The sequence below is a fragment of the Coraliomargarita parva genome (assembly GCF_027257905.1).
Taxonomy (GTDB): Bacteria; Verrucomicrobiota; Verrucomicrobiia; order Opitutales; family Coraliomargaritaceae; genus Coraliomargarita_A; species Coraliomargarita_A parva.
This window is the reverse complement of record NZ_JAPZEI010000002.1, coordinates 396,407-412,217: the sequence shown is the minus strand read 5'-3', so window position 1 is coordinate 412,217 and position 15,811 is coordinate 396,407. Positions and strand designations below refer to the sequence as shown.

General features: G+C 57.7%; 15 protein-coding genes and 1 tRNA gene. 7 read left to right on the top strand and 9 right to left on the bottom strand.

Translation table 11 applies throughout. The features are described 5' to 3' along the window. Nucleotides 1–8: 8 nt before the first annotated feature. From O2597_RS04075 to O2597_RS04055, 5 genes are all read left to right on the top strand, one after another. A complete protein-coding gene (locus O2597_RS04075; RefSeq protein WP_269522916.1) occupies nucleotides 9–1,787 on the top strand; it encodes an aminotransferase class I/II-fold pyridoxal phosphate-dependent enzyme in 1,779 nt (592 codons plus the stop codon). Continuing rightward, entirely contained in the window at nucleotides 1,780–2,400 is a 621-nt protein-coding gene (locus tag O2597_RS04070) for a hypothetical protein (RefSeq protein WP_269522915.1), read from the top strand. The genes O2597_RS04075 and O2597_RS04070 overlap by 8 nt, the downstream gene beginning before the upstream one ends. Further along, nucleotides 2,375–3,136, top strand: coding sequence for a methyltransferase domain-containing protein (locus O2597_RS04065; protein WP_269522914.1), 762 nt, complete (start codon nucleotides 2,375–2,377; stop codon nucleotides 3,134–3,136). The genes O2597_RS04070 and O2597_RS04065 overlap by 26 nt, the downstream gene beginning before the upstream one ends. 133 nt (nucleotides 3,137–3,269) lie before the next feature. Then, a complete protein-coding gene (cysE, locus tag O2597_RS04060; protein ID WP_269522913.1) occupies nucleotides 3,270–4,058 on the top strand; it encodes a serine O-acetyltransferase in 789 nt (262 codons plus the stop codon). A gap of 86 nt (nucleotides 4,059–4,144) precedes the next feature. After that, the gene (locus O2597_RS04055) at nucleotides 4,145–6,379 is read left to right on the top strand and encodes a cation:proton antiporter domain-containing protein (protein ID WP_269522912.1); all 2,235 of its coding nucleotides are present in this window, start codon (nucleotides 4,145–4,147) and stop codon (nucleotides 6,377–6,379) included. Between the two features lie 71 nt (nucleotides 6,380–6,450). Here O2597_RS04055 and O2597_RS04050 read toward each other — a convergent pair. From O2597_RS04050 to O2597_RS04015, 8 genes are all read right to left on the bottom strand, one after another. Next, nucleotides 6,451–6,527, bottom strand: a tRNA-His gene (locus O2597_RS04050). 89 nt (nucleotides 6,528–6,616) lie between these two features. Further along, the gene (locus tag O2597_RS04045) at nucleotides 6,617–7,468 is read right to left on the bottom strand and encodes a transglutaminase family protein (RefSeq protein ID WP_269522911.1); all 852 of its coding nucleotides are present in this window, start codon (nucleotides 7,466–7,468) and stop codon (nucleotides 6,617–6,619) included. A gap of 87 nt (nucleotides 7,469–7,555) precedes the next feature. Further along, nucleotides 7,556–8,566 (bottom strand): alpha-E domain-containing protein, encoded by a 1,011-nt coding sequence (locus tag O2597_RS04040; protein ID WP_269522910.1) that lies wholly within the window; start codon nucleotides 8,564–8,566, stop codon nucleotides 7,556–7,558. A 32-nt stretch (nucleotides 8,567–8,598) separates the two neighbouring features. Further along, a complete protein-coding gene (locus O2597_RS04035; protein WP_269522909.1) occupies nucleotides 8,599–10,038 on the bottom strand; it encodes a circularly permuted type 2 ATP-grasp protein in 1,440 nt (479 codons plus the stop codon). Between the two features lie 72 nt (nucleotides 10,039–10,110). Next, complete coding sequence (locus O2597_RS04030; protein WP_269522908.1) at nucleotides 10,111–10,698, bottom strand: PqiC family protein; 588 nt, start codon at nucleotides 10,696–10,698, stop codon at nucleotides 10,111–10,113. Further along, entirely contained in the window at nucleotides 10,695–11,711 is a 1,017-nt protein-coding gene (locus O2597_RS04025) for an MlaD family protein (RefSeq protein WP_269522907.1), read from the bottom strand. The genes O2597_RS04030 and O2597_RS04025 overlap by 4 nt, the downstream gene beginning before the upstream one ends. A 44-nt stretch (nucleotides 11,712–11,755) precedes the next feature. After that, nucleotides 11,756–12,520, bottom strand: a complete 765-nt coding sequence (locus O2597_RS04020) for an ABC transporter ATP-binding protein (RefSeq protein WP_269522906.1) — start codon at nucleotides 12,518–12,520, stop codon at nucleotides 11,756–11,758. Nucleotides 12,521–12,522: 2 nt separating this feature from the next. Further along, a complete protein-coding gene (locus O2597_RS04015) occupies nucleotides 12,523–13,659 on the bottom strand; it encodes an MlaE family ABC transporter permease (RefSeq protein ID WP_269522905.1) in 1,137 nt (378 codons plus the stop codon). Nucleotides 13,660–13,756: 97 nt separating this feature from the next. Here O2597_RS04015 and O2597_RS04010 point away from each other — a divergent pair, with 97 nt between their 5' ends. Next, entirely contained in the window at nucleotides 13,757–14,431 is a 675-nt protein-coding gene (locus O2597_RS04010) for an HAD family hydrolase (RefSeq protein WP_269522904.1), read from the top strand. 27 nt (nucleotides 14,432–14,458) lie between these two features. Beyond that, nucleotides 14,459–15,106 (top strand): HAD family hydrolase, encoded by a 648-nt coding sequence (locus O2597_RS04005; protein WP_269522903.1) that lies wholly within the window; start codon nucleotides 14,459–14,461, stop codon nucleotides 15,104–15,106. Here the strand turns inward: O2597_RS04005 and O2597_RS04000 are convergent. Continuing rightward, nucleotides 15,103–15,786, bottom strand: coding sequence for an acyltransferase (locus O2597_RS04000; RefSeq protein ID WP_269522902.1), 684 nt, complete (start codon nucleotides 15,784–15,786; stop codon nucleotides 15,103–15,105). The genes O2597_RS04005 and O2597_RS04000 overlap by 4 nt on opposite strands. Between the last annotated feature and the right edge of the window lie 25 nt (nucleotides 15,787–15,811).

The window sequence follows — 15,811 nt, the reverse complement described above, 5'->3', positions numbered from 1 at the left end:
CTGCGGCCATGAAAACCTATTTTGTCACCGCGAATGACACCGACGTGGGCAAGACTTACGTCATGGGCCTGCTGGCCCGACACTTTTCAGCACTCGGCCAAAAGGTGCAAATCGTCAAAGCCCTGGAGTGCGGAGCCTCCGGTGATGCCGAGCGCGCCCGACAAAGGGCCGGAGCTGGATCCCTGACAACGCATACCCTGATGCAATACCCGCAGCCGCTCGCGCCGCTCGCCTCGGGCAACGCCGTCGATGGTTTGTGCCGCTTGGAAACACTCGTTTCCCGGCTGGCCCAACTACCCCCCAGCGATGTGCGCTTGATCGAGGGCGCGGGCGGCCTAGCGGTACCGATCGACCCGGAGGGCCTCGACTGGAGAGACTTCATCGACAGCATCGAACCGGAGGGTACCATCGTGGTGATCGACCAGCGACTGGGGGCGATCAATCAGGGGCGGCTGTTGGAGGCCTATCTGGGAAAGCGGCCACATGCCTTTGTCCTGAATGAGCGACAGCCCGCCGACAAAGCCGTATCCGATTCGAACCTGGAGGCTTATCACTCCCTCAACATGGACATCCTAGCGACCGTACGCCCCAACGGCAGTGGTTTTGACCGCTTTAATCCCCCATTGCTCCCGGCCCAAACACCTGTCGCACAGAACATTGCCCCGGAACAGGAACTCAGTCATCGCCGGCAGAGGGGTACCTTACGCCGGCTCAGGGTCTCGGAAGAGGACCGCTCGATTCTAAACCTCGCCGACAATGACTATCTGGGACTGCGCCATCATCCGGATGTCATTGACGCTGCGGTGCAAGCCTGCAGGAAGTATGGGACCTCGGCCTCGGCCTCCCCGCTCGTGACCGGCTACACGGCCGCACACGCCAGTCTGGAATCCGCCGTCAGCGAGTGGTACGGCCAACGCCCCTGCCTGATCTGGAACAGCGGTTATGCCGCCAATCAGTCGGTTCTAAAATGCCTGGTCCAGAAAGACGACCTGATCCTAGCGGATCGCCTGATACACAATAGCTTGATTCATGGCATCCTGCAAAGCGGCGCGCGCCTGATCCGCTTCCCCCACAACAACTTGGACTGCCTGGAGTCCCTGCTCCACCATCATGCCGGCCGGAAGATTCATGTCGTCACGGAAAGCCTTTATTCGATGGACGGCGACTCCCCCGATCTACAACGAATCGCGCGGCTGAAGGCCAAATACGGCTTTAACTGGTATCTTGACGAAGCCCATGCCATCGGTTGGTTCGGCGAGAGCGGTAGTGGTCTAGCCGAAGCACACGGGGTCTCGTCCCGTGTGGATGTCTTGACCGGCACCTTGGGTAAGGCACTGGCCGCCTCCGGAGCCTACACCGTCTTTTCCGAAGACTGGATGCGGGATTACTGCATCAACATGGCCGGTGAATTTATTTATTCAACCTACCTCCCTCCGTCATCCGTCTGCGCAGCAGAGGCGGCGATCCGCATCGTTCGCGCGTCAGGCAGTTCACGACGTCAATGGCAGGCAAAGGCCTACCGCTGTCGCGAGCGCCTGCGCTTGCAGGGCTGGGAGGTATGGGGAACCGATGCGCCCATCCTGCCGGTCATTTGCGATGAGGTGGACCGGGTCACTGAACTCTCCGGCGAATTGCTTCAGGCGGGTATTCGCGTTGCCGCGATCCGGCCCCCGACAGTCCCGGCCGGTACCGCCCGTCTTCGGCTATCGCTGAAATCGACACTGGATACCCCCGACTACGACAAGATCCTTAGCTGCTTTGAAAGGAGCGTCCTCTCCCGTGCCTGAGCGCTACGCATGGATCAGCGGCTGGGGCATCCGTGCCGCGGATTTCGAGTCCGCCGTCATGTCACTCCGGCCGGATGCCCATCATCTCGTGTTGGAACCGACACAGTGGGCGGTGGACGACCTACTGGCCTTCCGTCCGGACCACATCGTCGGCTACTCCCTGGGCAGTCTCTTATTGCTACATGCAATCGATCGCCTGCCGGACACGGCCGACATTGTTTGTCTCGCACCAATCCTCGGTTTCTGCAGAGAATGTGGTCTGGGCGGCACAACCCCTCAAGCCAGCCTCGGCGCCCTACAACGTAAATTACTTCAATCCCCCCACAAAGCACTCAAACTCTTCTATCGTCTCAGCGGCTTGGATGAAAAACCGCAGGACTCCCTGCCCTATCGCTACGCTGACCTGAGTTGGGGCCTGCAGGCACTCAACCGCCTGCGAGCCGCACCTGAGGCGACTCAGCGAGTATTTGCAATTATTGGTGAACAGGACCCGCTCTTAAGGAGTCAAACACTGGAGGAGTACTTCGATCATACATTCACAGTATCAACCGGCCACGCTTACCCATCACTCATCGCCGCGTATTTAAATGACAGCCCTGTCTTCACTGCCTGAAAACCCAGACCGCCCGAAAGATCCGGCTTTCGACCGGAAAGCGGAAAGCTACGAGACCCACGCCTTTGTTCAAAAAGATGCGGCCAGCTGGCTGGCCGAGTGGCTCCCGGCCACCACCTGCCACGCAAGATGCCTGGAACTCGGCGCCGGGACCGGTCTCTTCTCCCGTCACCTGAAAGACCGCTTCACGAAGGTCGAAATCAGTGACCTCGCCGGCGAAATGATCGATCTGTGCAAACAACGAATGCCGGATTTCGACTACAGCCAGCGTGATGCCTGGAACGCCCAAGCGGATTCCGGTACTTGGGACTTTGTGGTTTCGTCCAGCTTGCTCCAATGGTCCCGCAATCCGGTAGACTGCCTTCAGCACTGGAAAGCCCTGCTGAAGCCCGGGGGACGGATTCTCAGCGGCTTTTTTGTCGACCCGACGCTGCCGGAAATGACGGCGATCCTCGACGGAAAGAATCCGATCGACTGGCGCAGCCCCGGACAATGGGAGCGCTATGCGAAAAAAGCGGGGTTGGATGTCCAACGTCTGGAATCGCAGACGCACCGTTATCACTACGAAAGCGCCCTGCACTTCTGGAAATCCCTGCACGGCACAGGCGCCACCGTATCCCAGCGCATGACCCCAAGCCAGATGATGCGCCTGCTGCGCGACTATGAAGCGAAGTACCGGAACGAATCCGGGGTCTATGCCACCTGGACCTTCTGCCGGATGGAACTCAGCCTCTGAGCGGCCCCCTCCCGGAAATGCCTGCAGCACTTGCCAAAGGCACATTCCAGCATAAGTGAGGGAAAGGAAGCTTTACCTGCGCAGGGGAATTGACTGTAGTCGGCCCCGTGCCCACTTGCCAGTACGACTGTTTATGGAAGCAATTGATTTAGATGAACATTGGAATGAAATCCGGCGTCGCGCCCACGCCATCGTCGCGCGTGAACCTGCCTTGCTGACGCTGCTCAACCAAACGGTTCTGGACCGTCAATCATTTGCCGAGTGCCTGACTTACCGGCTGACCCGAAAACTCGTCAATCACGCAGCATCGATCGATGTCCTGCACGAAACCTTCATGGAGGCCTTCATGCACGAACCCAAGATCCTGCAACAGGTCGCTTGCGACATGAATGCCGTCTACGAACGGGATCCGGCCTGCCCCGACGTACTCACCCCCCTGCTTTACTTCAAGGGCTTCCAGGCGATTGTCTGCTACCGTGTCGGCCATCACCTCTGGAACAGCGGACGTCATGAATTTGCGCTCTACCTGCAGAGCCTGATCTCGGAAACCTTTGCGGTCGACATTCACCCGGCCGCCCAGATTGGCTGTGGGATCCTGCTCGACCACGCCACCGGCTTCGTCGCCGGCGAGACTTCAGTCGTCGAGGATAATGTCTCCATCCTGCACGAGGTCACACTGGGGGGGACCGGAAAAGACCGCGGGGACCGCCACCCGAAAGTGCGTTCCGGTGTGCTGCTCGGTGCCGGAGCCAAGATCCTCGGTAACGTGGAAATCGGGGAAGGTGCCAAAGTCGGCGCCGGTAGCGTGGTCCTCAAGCCCGTGCCGCCCCATACCAGCGTCGCCGGGGTGCCCGCACAAATCATCGGCAAGACCAAGGACGTGTCGCCCGCATTGGGCATGTGCCACGACCTCGATGACTGAGGCGCTGCGCCGGCTTGCCTGAGCACGGAAGTTGCTCTTACTCTACCTGGGTCAACGAACGATCTAAGCAGTCAACAACCTACGACTTGATACCTCCCACACTAGCACTCGCCAGTTCCGGACAAGCACTGTGGTCACTTTGCTTCGCGGTCGGAGCCGGCTGTTTTCTCACGGTCCTCTCCCGCAAGCTGCACCTGCCCACGATCGTACTACTCCTCCTTGGCGGTTTCGCGCTCGGCCCTGAGGGCTTTGATCTCTTTCAACCGGACGCCTTGGGCGCTTACCTGCCGATGATCGTCTCACTCGCGGTGGGGCTCATCCTCTTCGAAGGCGGACTGACCCTCGATCTCAAGGACTTCACCCACACCTCGACCGTAATCAAGCGCTTGCTCTCCGTTGGGGTGCTCATCACTTGGCTGGGGGTTGCCGCCACCGTCTACCTGGTCTTCCAAACTTCGCCTTCCTTTTCACTACTGATGGGCAGTCTGGTCATCGTGACCGGACCCACCGTCATTGTCCCGCTGCTGCGCAGGATTCGCGTACAGCAAAAGTTGGGCAGCATACTGCATTGGGAAGGCGTGCTGATTGATTCGATCGGTGTCTTCGTCGCCATTCTCTGCTTCGAATGGGTGGTGGAAGGGGGCGGAACTGTCGCACTGCCCAATTTCCTCATCCGGATTGTCAGCGGTGCTGGGATCGGTGTCGCCGGGGGCTATACAATTTATTGGCTCATGTCCCGAGGCTTTGTTCCGGACAACATCGTCAATGCCTTCGCACTGGCCTGCGCCATGTTTATCTTTGGTGCCACCGAGCTGATCAAACCGGAAGCCGGCCTGCTCGCCGTGACCATCGCCGGCATTATTGTCGGGGTCAAGAAACCACGCCGCTTGCGCGAGATCAAAGCCTTCAAGGCCGAAATCGTCGACCTGCTCATCGGCATGCTCTTCCTCCTGCTCGTGGCAAGGCTCGAATTCAGCGAATTCACCCGGTTCTTCGAGATGGGCGGCGGCTGGGTCCTGCTCTCCGTCATCCTGCTGATCCGCCCCCTCAGCGTCACAGCTTCCTCCTGGGGCACGTCCCTGAACCTGCGGGAGCGCGCCCTGCTTAGCTGGGTTGCCCCCCGTGGGGTGGTCGCCGCCTCCATGGCCTCCCTCTTCGCCCTCACCCTCAACGGCAAGGAAGAGAGTCCAGGCGATGCCGCCCTGCTCGAATCCTTCGTGTATTCGGTCATCTGCGCGACCGTTCTCATCCAGGGGCTTTCCGCCGGCATCGTGGCGAAACTTCTCCGCCTGCAACGACCGGCCCCCAACGACTGGATCGTCATCGGGGCACATCACTTCGGGCGTGAACTGGCCCGGAAGCTGGCCAAGGAAGAGGTACAGTCGGTCATTCTACTCGACACCAATTCACGTAATATCGCACTCGCCCGCAAGGAAGGGCTGACCGCACTCAACCGGGACGGCATGGAAGCCGAAAAACTCTACGAGGAAGAACAGCAGCTATTCGGGGCCGGGTATGTGCTGGCCCTGACCGACAATATCGAGCTGAACGAGCTGCTCATGCAGCGATGGGCCGAACAACTGGATAATGAAAAGGTCTTTGGCTGGATCCCCTTGGACAGTCCGTCGACGGAAGACCAGTTGACCGGAGAGGCCGTCTTCGGCGACCTCTCGCGCCCCGCCGTCATCGGAAGCGAGCTCATGCAGGGCGAGAGCAGCTTTGAATCGGTCAGCTGGGAGGAAGGCAAAAGTCTCCCCTCCGGCGACTGGCACCCCCTGTTCATCCGACGGGGCAAGCAGTTGAAGGCAATCCCCCATGACTCAGCCCTCAAGGAAATGGTGCGAGAGGAGGACGAAGTCATCTGCCTGCGCCGGTCCGAAGGACACCTCCTTCGCGCGCTTCAGGGCGGCAGGTACCTGCAGCTACATTGCGAGACCCTAGAATGCCTCTACGAAAACCTGACAACAGCGGCAGCCGAACAATGTGACAACCTCTCCAAAGACGAAATGCTGGAAGCCCTGGGTGCCCAGGAAAAGATATTCCCCGCCTTTCTCGGCCACGGTATCGCCATCCCGCATGTCTACAGTGACCAAATCGACAGCCGCATGTGCTTTGCCGCACGGATGAAGCCCAGCCTCGTCCTCCCCGAACAGGACGAAGGCATCGATTTCGTCTTTTTCCTGGTCAGCCCCAGCGGCGACACCGAGGGCCACCTCACCACCTTGGCGGATATTGCCCGGGTGGCCCGTTCCGACCGGCTTCGACAGCAAATCAAGGATGCCCCGGACATGGGCGCGATTCTTGCCGCAATCAGTACCTGACCGGATCCGAACCCGCGGACTTCCATCGACAAAAAAAGCCGTTGATAAACAACGGCTTAATTAGAAAGGGATGGGGTGGTAGACGGGATTTGAACCCGCGACCCCTGGTACCACAAACCAGTGCTCTAACCAACTGAGCTACAACCACCATCTAGTGATATCAGACATGCTGTATCAAGAACGAAGCTCGGAATGCTTCAATTCAGAGACGACTTGTCAACAGCACTTTCAAAAAAATTAAATTTTCTCGACGCGGACGGTCACATCCAACTGTGCATCCACGTCTCCCCGGTAGGTGCCGGCCACCGGCCGCACATCCGAGTAGTCACGCCCCACCGCAACCTTGACATAGCGGTCACAGATCCGGCGGTGATGGGTCGGGTCATACCCCACCCAGCCGATATCAGGCAGATAGCACTCCACCCAGGCATGTGATTGCATATTGTCATCGGCCGTTCCCTCCACCGCCTTTTCAATGTGGAAATACCCGCTGACGTAGCGTGCCGGAATGCAGTGGCAACGGCAGAGCGCAATCATTACATGGGCAAAATCCTGACAGACCCCCCGTCTCGATTCAAAAACTTCGACGACCGGCGTTTCGACATTGGTGTACCCTGGTTCGTAGGTGAACGACTGATACACATAGCCCATGACCGCAAGGACCGCTTCTTGTACATCCTTCATGCCATCGGGGAGCACCTCCTTGCTGACATGGATGACCGCAGGAACCAGGGGCACACGTTCGCTGGCGGACACGAAATCGTAGAACTGTTCACTTCTGGCGAGTAAGGGCAACAGCGCTGAATCCGAAGCCCGGTCAAAGCACCGGGTATCGGCAAAGGTCTCCACCACAGACCGTGCCTCGATCCTCAACTCACGGTGCGGATCGGGGACTTCGATGTGATGCACCTGGTTCATGTAGAAGTCCAGACGACGCAGGATACTGTATTCCGTAGGGACCACATGGAGGGAGAACGACTGGCATTGCTGCCATTCGTCTGAAACCGGGCACAGGCGAACATCGTTCATGCTGTCACGAACTGAACTGGAATAGCTAAATGTCGTCGCGTGCGTAATCGAGAGTTTCATCAGATGCGGGGAACCACACAGGGCTCCGCTATGCTGTCCATACATCGCAGCCAGCCGGTCAAACAAGCCGAAAATTTCCGGCCTCGACTATTGTTGCTGCTGTTGCTGTTGCGCCGCGATTTCCGTCGCCAGGTCCAGGCGGGGGTGAAACATGTAGGTATCGTAGACCGCTTTCCCAATCTCAATGAACTTGTCCTGCAGGTTCTCCAGGTATTCGTGCAGCCCGAGACTGAAAGCCTCGTTGATACCACTGTAGATCATCTCGCTCTGAATACGCCCCGAGACACGCTCTGCGGAATTGGAAAACTCCGACAAGGGGCAACCCGAGATGCGGTGCAAGTTGCGGTCGAGTTCCCGTACACAAAACTTGATCGAACGAGGGAAATCGTCGTTAAAGATGAGAAAATCGGAGACCTTGAGCGGGTTGACACTACTCACATAGAGCCGGTGATAGGCTTCGAAGGCACTACAGGAGCGTAGAATCGCCCCCCATTGCACGGCGTCGACCGCCCCACCCACTTCATCCACGCTGGGTAACAGAATGTGGTACTTGATGTCCAGAATACGGCTGGTCTTGTCCGCGCGTTCCAGAAACTTGCCGACCTGCATGAAATGGAAGCCTTCCGCATGCGAGAAAGTCGCGTCCGTCAAGCCCAGGAAGAGGTGGCTGTAATCCTGTATCTGCTTGTAGAACTCGTAGGGTCCGCTCTCCCACACCAACTTGGCATTGTTGGATTTCAGGAAAAGATAGGCCTGGTTCAGGCACTGCCACATCTCCGTCGAGATCTGATCTCGAATCATCCGGGCATTTTCACGGGCCGCAAACATGCAGGAAATCACCGAACTGGGATTGTCGCGATTGAAGGTCAGGAAGTCCGTCACGCTCTGTGAGTCCGCCTGGTCGTACAGCTCGTAGAACTGTTTTTCCTCGCCGGCGGCACGGATCACCGGTTCCCAGTGCTCCTTTAGCTTGTCATCGTCCATTTCCTCGAAATCGAGCAACAACTGGAGATTCACATCAAGCAGACGGGCGATATTTTCGGCCCGCTCAATGTAACGGCTCATCCAATAAAGAGAATCGGCAACTCTAGATAGCATAAAAATCTTTGTTTTGGGGCTCAGCCAGACAATCAACCGTCAGAATACAGGACCCAAGTGTCCTTACTCCCCCCACCCTGAGAGGAATTCACGACCAGCGAGCCTTTGCGCAGCGCCACCCGTGTTAAACCACCGGGCACGATCGTGGTCTTTTCACCGGAGAGAATGTAGGGGCGAAGGTCGACGTGCCGGCCTTCGAAATCATCCGCACACCAGGTGGGATGCCGGGAAAGCATGATCGGCGGTTGGGCGATAAAATTCCGCGGATCCTCCTGGATCAGGCGCCGGAAAGTCGCCACCTCCTCCTTGGTCGCCTTGGGGCCGATCAACATGCCGTATCCGCCGGCTTCATTGGTCGACTTCACCACCAGATCCGCAAGGTTGTCCATGATGTACTTGTAGTCCTGCTCTTCCGAGGCGATGTAGGTATCGACCTGCCCGATCAAGGGCTCTTCGGAGAGGTAGAAACGGATCATGTCCGGAACGAAGGCATAGATCAGCTTGTCGTCGGAAATGCCGGTTCCGATCGCATTGGCGATGTTGACATTGCCGGCCCGCAGGGCGTTGACCAGTCCGGGCACGCCCAGCATGGAGTCAGGTCGAAACACACTGGGATCGAGAAAGTCGTCGTCGATCCGGCGATAAATCACATCCACCTGCTGAAGCCCTTGGGTCGTCCGCATGTACACCTTGAAGTCGCGCACGACCAGGTCGCTCCCTTCCACGATTTCAATCCCCATCTGCCGGGCGAGGAAGCAGTGCTCGAAATACGCGCTGTTAAAGTGGCCGGGGGTCAAAAGCACGCAAACCGGATTCTCCTTACCATGCGGAGCCACGAACTGGAGCGTCTTGAGAAGTTCCTCCGAATAGTTCTCCACCGGGCGCACCCCGGCGCGCGGGAAGAAGTTCGGGAAGGCCCGCTTCATGGCCTGGCGGTTCTCCAGCAGGTAGGACACGCCGGAGGGCGAACGCGCATTGTCTTCGAGGACCAGATAGTTGCCCTTGTCGTCGCGGATCAGGTCCGTTCCGCAAATATGAACATAAATATCATGGGGCACGGAGATCCCCATAAACTCACGGCGGAAGTGTTTGCCCGACAGGATGTAACTCGCGGGAATGATCCCCTCCTTGATAATCCGCTGCTCATTGTAGATATCCTTCAGGAACATGTTGAGCGCCTGGACACGCTGGGTCAGCCCACGTTCGAGCGCCACCCATTCCGTATTCGGGATGATTCGTGGCATCAAATCGAAGGGGAAAATCTTCTCCGTCCCCTCATCATCGCTATAGACGGTAAAAGTGATTCCCTGACGCAGGAAAGACAAGTCGACCGCTTGACGCTTCTGGTCGTATTGTTCGGGGTTCATGCCCTGCATGCGTTCTAGAATGGCCCGGTAGTGGAGGCGCACCGAACCATCCGGCTCGAACATTTCGTCAAAGAAATCATCCGTGGTGTATTTTTCGAAAAACATAAGCAGTTGATCAGCGTTCAGCAGAATGCTTGCCGAGTCGGAGGGTGGAATGAATATCTTGAAAAGACATGCTTACTGGAATGCATCCGCGACCAAAGCGGCCAGTTCACGAAGCGCCTGATTGTATCCGGAAACGATACTTTCCGGATCGTCCGGCTGCCAGACAATATTCTCAGAAAGATAGCCTCCCGACTTGGCCTCAACGCCTTCGGCACTCACCTGCCACTGCGCCGAAACCAGAATCCGGCCGTCCGCCGTCGCCACAAACTGCTGGAATTGCACACGCACCGAAACCAAGGTATTGCTCATCTTCGGCCAGGGGTAATAGCCACCTAGGCGACGGCCGCTTTGATCCGCCACCCACTCACCCAATGCACGGGACACCGTATCCGGCAGCATTTCGGCCCAGCGTGCATCATCCAGACTACTCGTCCGACCGTTTTTGTCCCTTATCACAAAGCGGTTACCGGTCGAATAAGCCGGCAAATCCGGACGTTCGATATAAATAGGCATGGCAAGGTCCTGCTCCGGCTCAAGCAGTTCCAGCGGCCCGAGAACATAGGTGCGCATTTTGTCAGGGCGTGGTTTCAAGCCGACACAGGCCCCCAGCCCGACAACCAGCATCAGACTGAATAGGAAACGATAGATCGCCTGTTTCATGGTTTACTTATAGCTTCGGGACGTCCGGTGAGCAAGGCATTCGGGTTGCGCTCCAGGTATTCCGCCAATTGGCGGATAGAACGTGAGGCGCGGCCAAGCTCCCGCAGGGAATTCTCGAGTTCATACCTCAGGTTCGAATCCGGCCCCATGGTCTTGGTGGTTGCCTCCAGCAGCTGATCCAGTTGAGCCAGCGTCTTGGTGAACTGATTCGTCCAGACCCGTACGGTCTCCGCCATCGGCCCTTCCTCCAGATCGTAGGTTTTGACCGTGGCGCGGATAGCCGCCACCGCAGTGCGGATCTCCTGCAGGGTTACAGTCAGCTCACCGGATTCGATAAAGCTGTTCAGATTCCCCGCCGCGGCTTTGACCGAATCGCTGATTCCCTTCGAGTCGACCCCCTCCAACACCACAGCCATGTTTTCGAGCACACGGTTCACATTTTGATTGAGGCGTGGCAGATCGATCGCGTTGACGGACGAAACAAGCTGTACCAAGTCGGTGGTCACTTGGTCGAGATAAGATGCCAGAGTCGGAATTTCCACCAACCCGTCGTTTTTCTTCAGATGCGGCTTGAGGCCCTGTGCCTTGTCCGGTTCGACTGTGAATTCGACAAAGAGCTGCCCCGTAATCACACTCTCCAAATTCAACTGTGCCACCAGCCCATGCCCCACGCAGTCGTCAAAGGAGGTGGGAGCGAAAATATCCTGAACCCCGCCCAGATTTTTCTCCAGACGTGAGTAATCCAGCGTGATGATCACGGGAATGGCCGTGGAATTGCGCTTTTGCCCCTCCGCACGAATCAGGATACGCTCCACCGAACCAACCGGAACCCCACGGAATTTGACTGGAGAACCGACCTGCAGCCCATTCACCGACTGGTCGAAAAAGAGTATGAATTGTGAGGTATTCCGGAAGATCGAAGCCGAACCGAAAAACAAGATCAGGCAAATCAACAGGGCACCTGAACATGCGACAAAGGCTCCGATCAGTTTTGGATTAGGATTTCGGTTCACGTTAAGGAAGCAAGGTGAAGACTTCGTTAGATAAAGACAAACGTTTAGGACATTTCTCCGGATTCGCCCCGCGAGAGGAAGCGACGCACTTTGGCGTCCACCCCGGGATCCTCCATCAAGGCCTTGGGAGCGCCGTCACAGAGAGCGGTTTTACTCGCCGCATCGAGGTAGAGCGCCGAGTCGGCAATGGCAAAGATACTGGCAAGTTCATGTGTCACCACCACAACAGTCGCACCCAACGCGTCCCGCAACTGTAGGATAAGGTCGTCGAGGCGTTTCGAACTGATGGGATCCAAGCCCGCCGACGGTTCGTCAAAGAACAGGATTTCCGGATCCAGTGCAATCGCCCGCGCCAGTCCGGCACGCTTGCGCATCCCCCCACTCAACTCCGAGGGATAACGGTCACCGCTCCCGTCCAAGCCGACCAGCGCCAATTTAAATGAGACAATCTCGCGGATTTCCGGAGCCTCCAAATCCGTGTATTGCTCCAGTGGCAAGGCGATATTCTCGGCCACCGTCATGGAACTCCACAGGGCTCCGCCCTGGAACAGTACACCGAAACGGCGCCGGATGCCGGCTTCGTCCACATTTGGATCAAACAAATCGCCATTGTAGTAGATGCGGCCCGCGCGAGCCAGCTCCAGCCCGACCAGATGCTTGAGCAAGGTGCTTTTGCCGCAACCACTCTCCCCCATGATCACCTTGACCTCGCCTTTCCGGACCGTGAAATTCAAATCCTGCATGACGGTATAATCCCCGTAGCCCATACGCAGGTCCTGTACCTTGATCATCTCCGGTTTGTGGCTCATTGCTAAATTCCAAGGATATGAAACATGACTGCGAAGATCGCATCAGCGACCACAATCCACGTGATTGAAGTGACCACCGCCGAGGTCGCGGCCAGACCGACCGCAGTCGCGTCACGCCCACAGTTCAGGCCACGATAACAGCCCGACAGGGCGATGATGGCCCCAAAGACCCCGCTTTTGAAGATCCCGCCCATCAAATCATTCAGGTCGACCGCCGCCTCGACCTGATAGAAATACTGGACGGCACTGACATCGGAAATCGACATGGCAACGACCATTCCGCCGAAGATGGAAACAAAATCCGCGCAAGCGCACAAAAGTGGCATCATCAGGACAAGGGCGACCACACGGGGCACCACGAGAAAACGCATCGGTGAAATCCCGAAGGTGACCAGGGCATCCACTTCCTCGTTGACCTGCATACTGCCGATCTGGGCCGCAAATGCCGCACCGGTCCGCCCCGCCATAATCACTCCGGCCATGACCGCCCCGAGTTCACGGGTCGTGGCCAAGCCGACCAAATCGGCGACATAAATATCGGCCGCGAATTTTTGCAGCTGAATCACACCGATAAAGGCAATAATCAAGCCGGTAAGAAAACTGAGCAGGGCGACAATCGGCAAGGCCTGCACACCGGTTTGTTGCAGGATAAAAAGAAAGTCCTTCAGCCGGGCCGTCCCGCGACCACGGAAAAAGGCTACCAGATCGAGCATCAGTTGCCCCATGAACTCGAGATAATCCTCCACCGCCCTCCAGGCAACGAGTGCTTGCAAACCCAGTTTTTCAAAGAAACCGGTCGGAGCTTCCGACTCGGCTTCCTGCTCCGGAGCGGACATTGCGAGTGCGAGCATGCGCCGCGCGCCCTCGGGGAGTCCGTCGAGTTCACATTCCAGTCCAAGCCTGGCAGCCTGCCCTCGAACCGTTTGTACCCAAACAAGCAGCGCCGTATCCCAGTCGTCGAGCCCGCTCGTGTCGAAGCGTACAGGGCCTACAGCCCCTCCGGCTCCAAATCCCTCGAGCGCCGCCGCGGCATCCGGCCGATCCACCCGCATCAGCCAAGTACCGATCAACACGAGAACGACGCCTTCCGGCCCTGCGCGTAGATCGAAGCCTGCCTGATGTACGTTATCTGGTTTCATTCTAAATGCATGGAAGCATACCTTCGCTTGCCAGAGGTCCAAATCCTGCTCATGGATCTTTGAGCTGTAAAAACTGTTTTTCAAAAAAAAGATGACTATGGGCACACAGATGCAAACCATTCTATTCGATTTAGACGGCACTTTAATCGACCATTTCAGCGCTATCCATCGCAGCGTTGCGCATGCCCAAAAGCAATTGGGTCTGCCGGAGAGTGACTATGCTACAGTTCGTGCCACCGTCGGCGGCTCCGTCCCGGTGACCTTGGGGCGCCTAATGGGGCCCGAACGGGTTGACGAGGCCTTGCCCCACTTCCGAGAGTTTTTCAATCGCATCATGCTGGAAGACGTCGCCGAATTGCCGGGTGTCAGCTGGCTCTTGCAGTCTCTCAAGGCCGAAGGCTACACCCTGGGAGTGCTGACCAACAAGTTCGGCGACCATTCCCGTGCCATCCTCGAGCACCTCGGCCTCGCCCCATGGCTCGATGCCATCGTCGGCACCGACGATGTCCCCTACCGCAAGCCCGATCCGGAATTCACCCGTCACATTCTGGACTTGCTTGGAGCCGACGACGACAGCAGTTGCCTCATCGGTGATTCCCCCTTCGACTTCGCAGCCGCCGATGTCATTCCGATTCCCGCTTATTTGGTGGCAACCGGCAGCCACAGCGTAGAGCAATTGCAGGCCGAAACCACCGCGGCCGGCATCTATGAAGACATGTATGACTTGGGCCGCCAGTTGTTCGGACTGGAACCTCAGAAGGTGGAAGCCTAGGTCGTCGGGATTTCATAACACCAGCTCGTGAAACTCACACGCCCCCACACCGTCCTCTGGGATATGGACGGCACCCTCATCGACCAAACCTCCGGTATCATCAACTGCTACCGCAAGGTGATTCGCAGCTTGGGACAGCCGGAGCCCGACGATCAAAGCATCCGCCGAAGCCTTGGAGGCCCGATGGCCGATACCATGGCTCTCTTTGTCGCCAAGAACCAGCTGGATGACGCCTGCCGGGCATTCCGCCATTATTTCCCCGAGGTCATGTATGAGGGGCTGGTCATTCTTCCCGGTGCACTGGAACTCATCGAGTATTTTCACGGCACTGGCACCCCCCAGGCCATCTTCACCAACAAACACGGGGACACCGCGCGACAGGTAAGCCATCACTGCGATTTTGACCGCTTTATCACCACCTGTATCGGAAACACCGATACGCCTTGGGCCAAACCGGACCCGCGCCTGACCCGTCATGTCCTTTCTCGCCTCAATGCCAGCACAAAAGGTGCCTGCCTGATCGGCGATTCACCGACGGATGTGGCAACCGCCACTGCCGCCGGCATCCCCTGCTATACAGTAGCCACCGGCGCCCACAGCGAGGTCGAGCTCATGGATGCCGGAGCAAGCGCCGCATTCGACAACCTGCTGTCCCTGAAGAACGCCTTCGCTTAGTCCATCCGGGGCGCGTTGTCGATACGCTCGCGGACATAAGCGACCCGATTGTCCGGCAGTGTGCCACGAAAGGCCATGGCCGGCATGACCAGAGCCCGACGTCCGAGGATGGAACCGGGGTTCAAGACAGCATTACAGCCGACCTCTGCGCGGTCCCCAAGGATCGCCCCCAGCTTCCGCAGGCCAGAACTGGTACGGGAACCATCCGGCAACTGTACCGGAACCTCGCTCTGGTCCAGACGCAGGTTCGAACAGATGACCCCGGCTCCGAGATGGGCGCCATTGCCGAGAATACTGTCCCCCACATAACTGAAATGAGGTACTTGCACCCCGTCCAATAGGAGACAGTTCTTGAATTCACAGGAGTTACCCAGCACACAATTCGCCCCCGCAATTACATTCCCGCGAATATACACCCCCGGGCGCAATTCACAACCAGGACCGATATAAGCGGGCCCGGTGATGGAGCCAAAGGATGGCAGCGCCACACTGTGATCGATATAGACATGCCCGTGAATTTCCAATCCGCCGAGAGCCGCCGGATTGTACGCGGAAAAGTCGTAGGCGGCCAGAGCCTGCTTGATCCGGGACACCCACTCCCAGGGGGGCACATCCGGACTGAAATACTCCTGAAACGGCAGGCTTTCCGGAAAGTCGAAGAGATCGCGGGCGAGAAGCATGGCTTTAGCATGTCCAATCCGACAC

Bases quoted from the DNA above. Each gene is read 5' to 3' on its own strand.
- O2597_RS04075 (WP_269522916.1), top strand. From the start codon at position 9: ATGAAAACCTATTTTGTCACCGCGAATGACACCGACGTGGGCAAGACT.
- O2597_RS04065 (WP_269522914.1), top strand. From the start codon at position 2,375: ATGACAGCCCTGTCTTCACTGCCTGAAAACCCAGACCGCCCGAAAGAT.
- cysE (WP_269522913.1), top strand. From the start codon at position 3,270: ATGGAAGCAATTGATTTAGATGAACATTGGAATGAAATCCGGCGTCGC.
- O2597_RS04045 (WP_269522911.1), bottom strand. From the start codon at position 7,468: ATGAAACTCTCGATTACGCACGCGACGACATTTAGCTATTCCAGTTCA.
- O2597_RS04040 (WP_269522910.1), bottom strand. From the start codon at position 8,566: ATGCTATCTAGAGTTGCCGATTCTCTTTATTGGATGAGCCGTTACATT.
- O2597_RS04035 (WP_269522909.1), bottom strand. From the start codon at position 10,038: ATGTTTTTCGAAAAATACACCACGGATGATTTCTTTGACGAAATGTTC.
- O2597_RS04030 (WP_269522908.1), bottom strand. From the start codon at position 10,698: ATGAAACAGGCGATCTATCGTTTCCTATTCAGTCTGATGCTGGTTGTC.
- O2597_RS04020 (WP_269522906.1), bottom strand. From the start codon at position 12,520: ATGAGCCACAAACCGGAGATGATCAAGGTACAGGACCTGCGTATGGGC.
- O2597_RS04015 (WP_269522905.1), bottom strand. From the start codon at position 13,659: ATGAAACCAGATAACGTACATCAGGCAGGCTTCGATCTACGCGCAGGG.
- O2597_RS04010 (WP_269522904.1), top strand. From the start codon at position 13,757: ATGGGCACACAGATGCAAACCATTCTATTCGATTTAGACGGCACTTTA.
- O2597_RS04000 (WP_269522902.1), bottom strand. From the start codon at position 15,786: ATGCTTCTCGCCCGCGATCTCTTCGACTTTCCGGAAAGCCTGCCGTTT.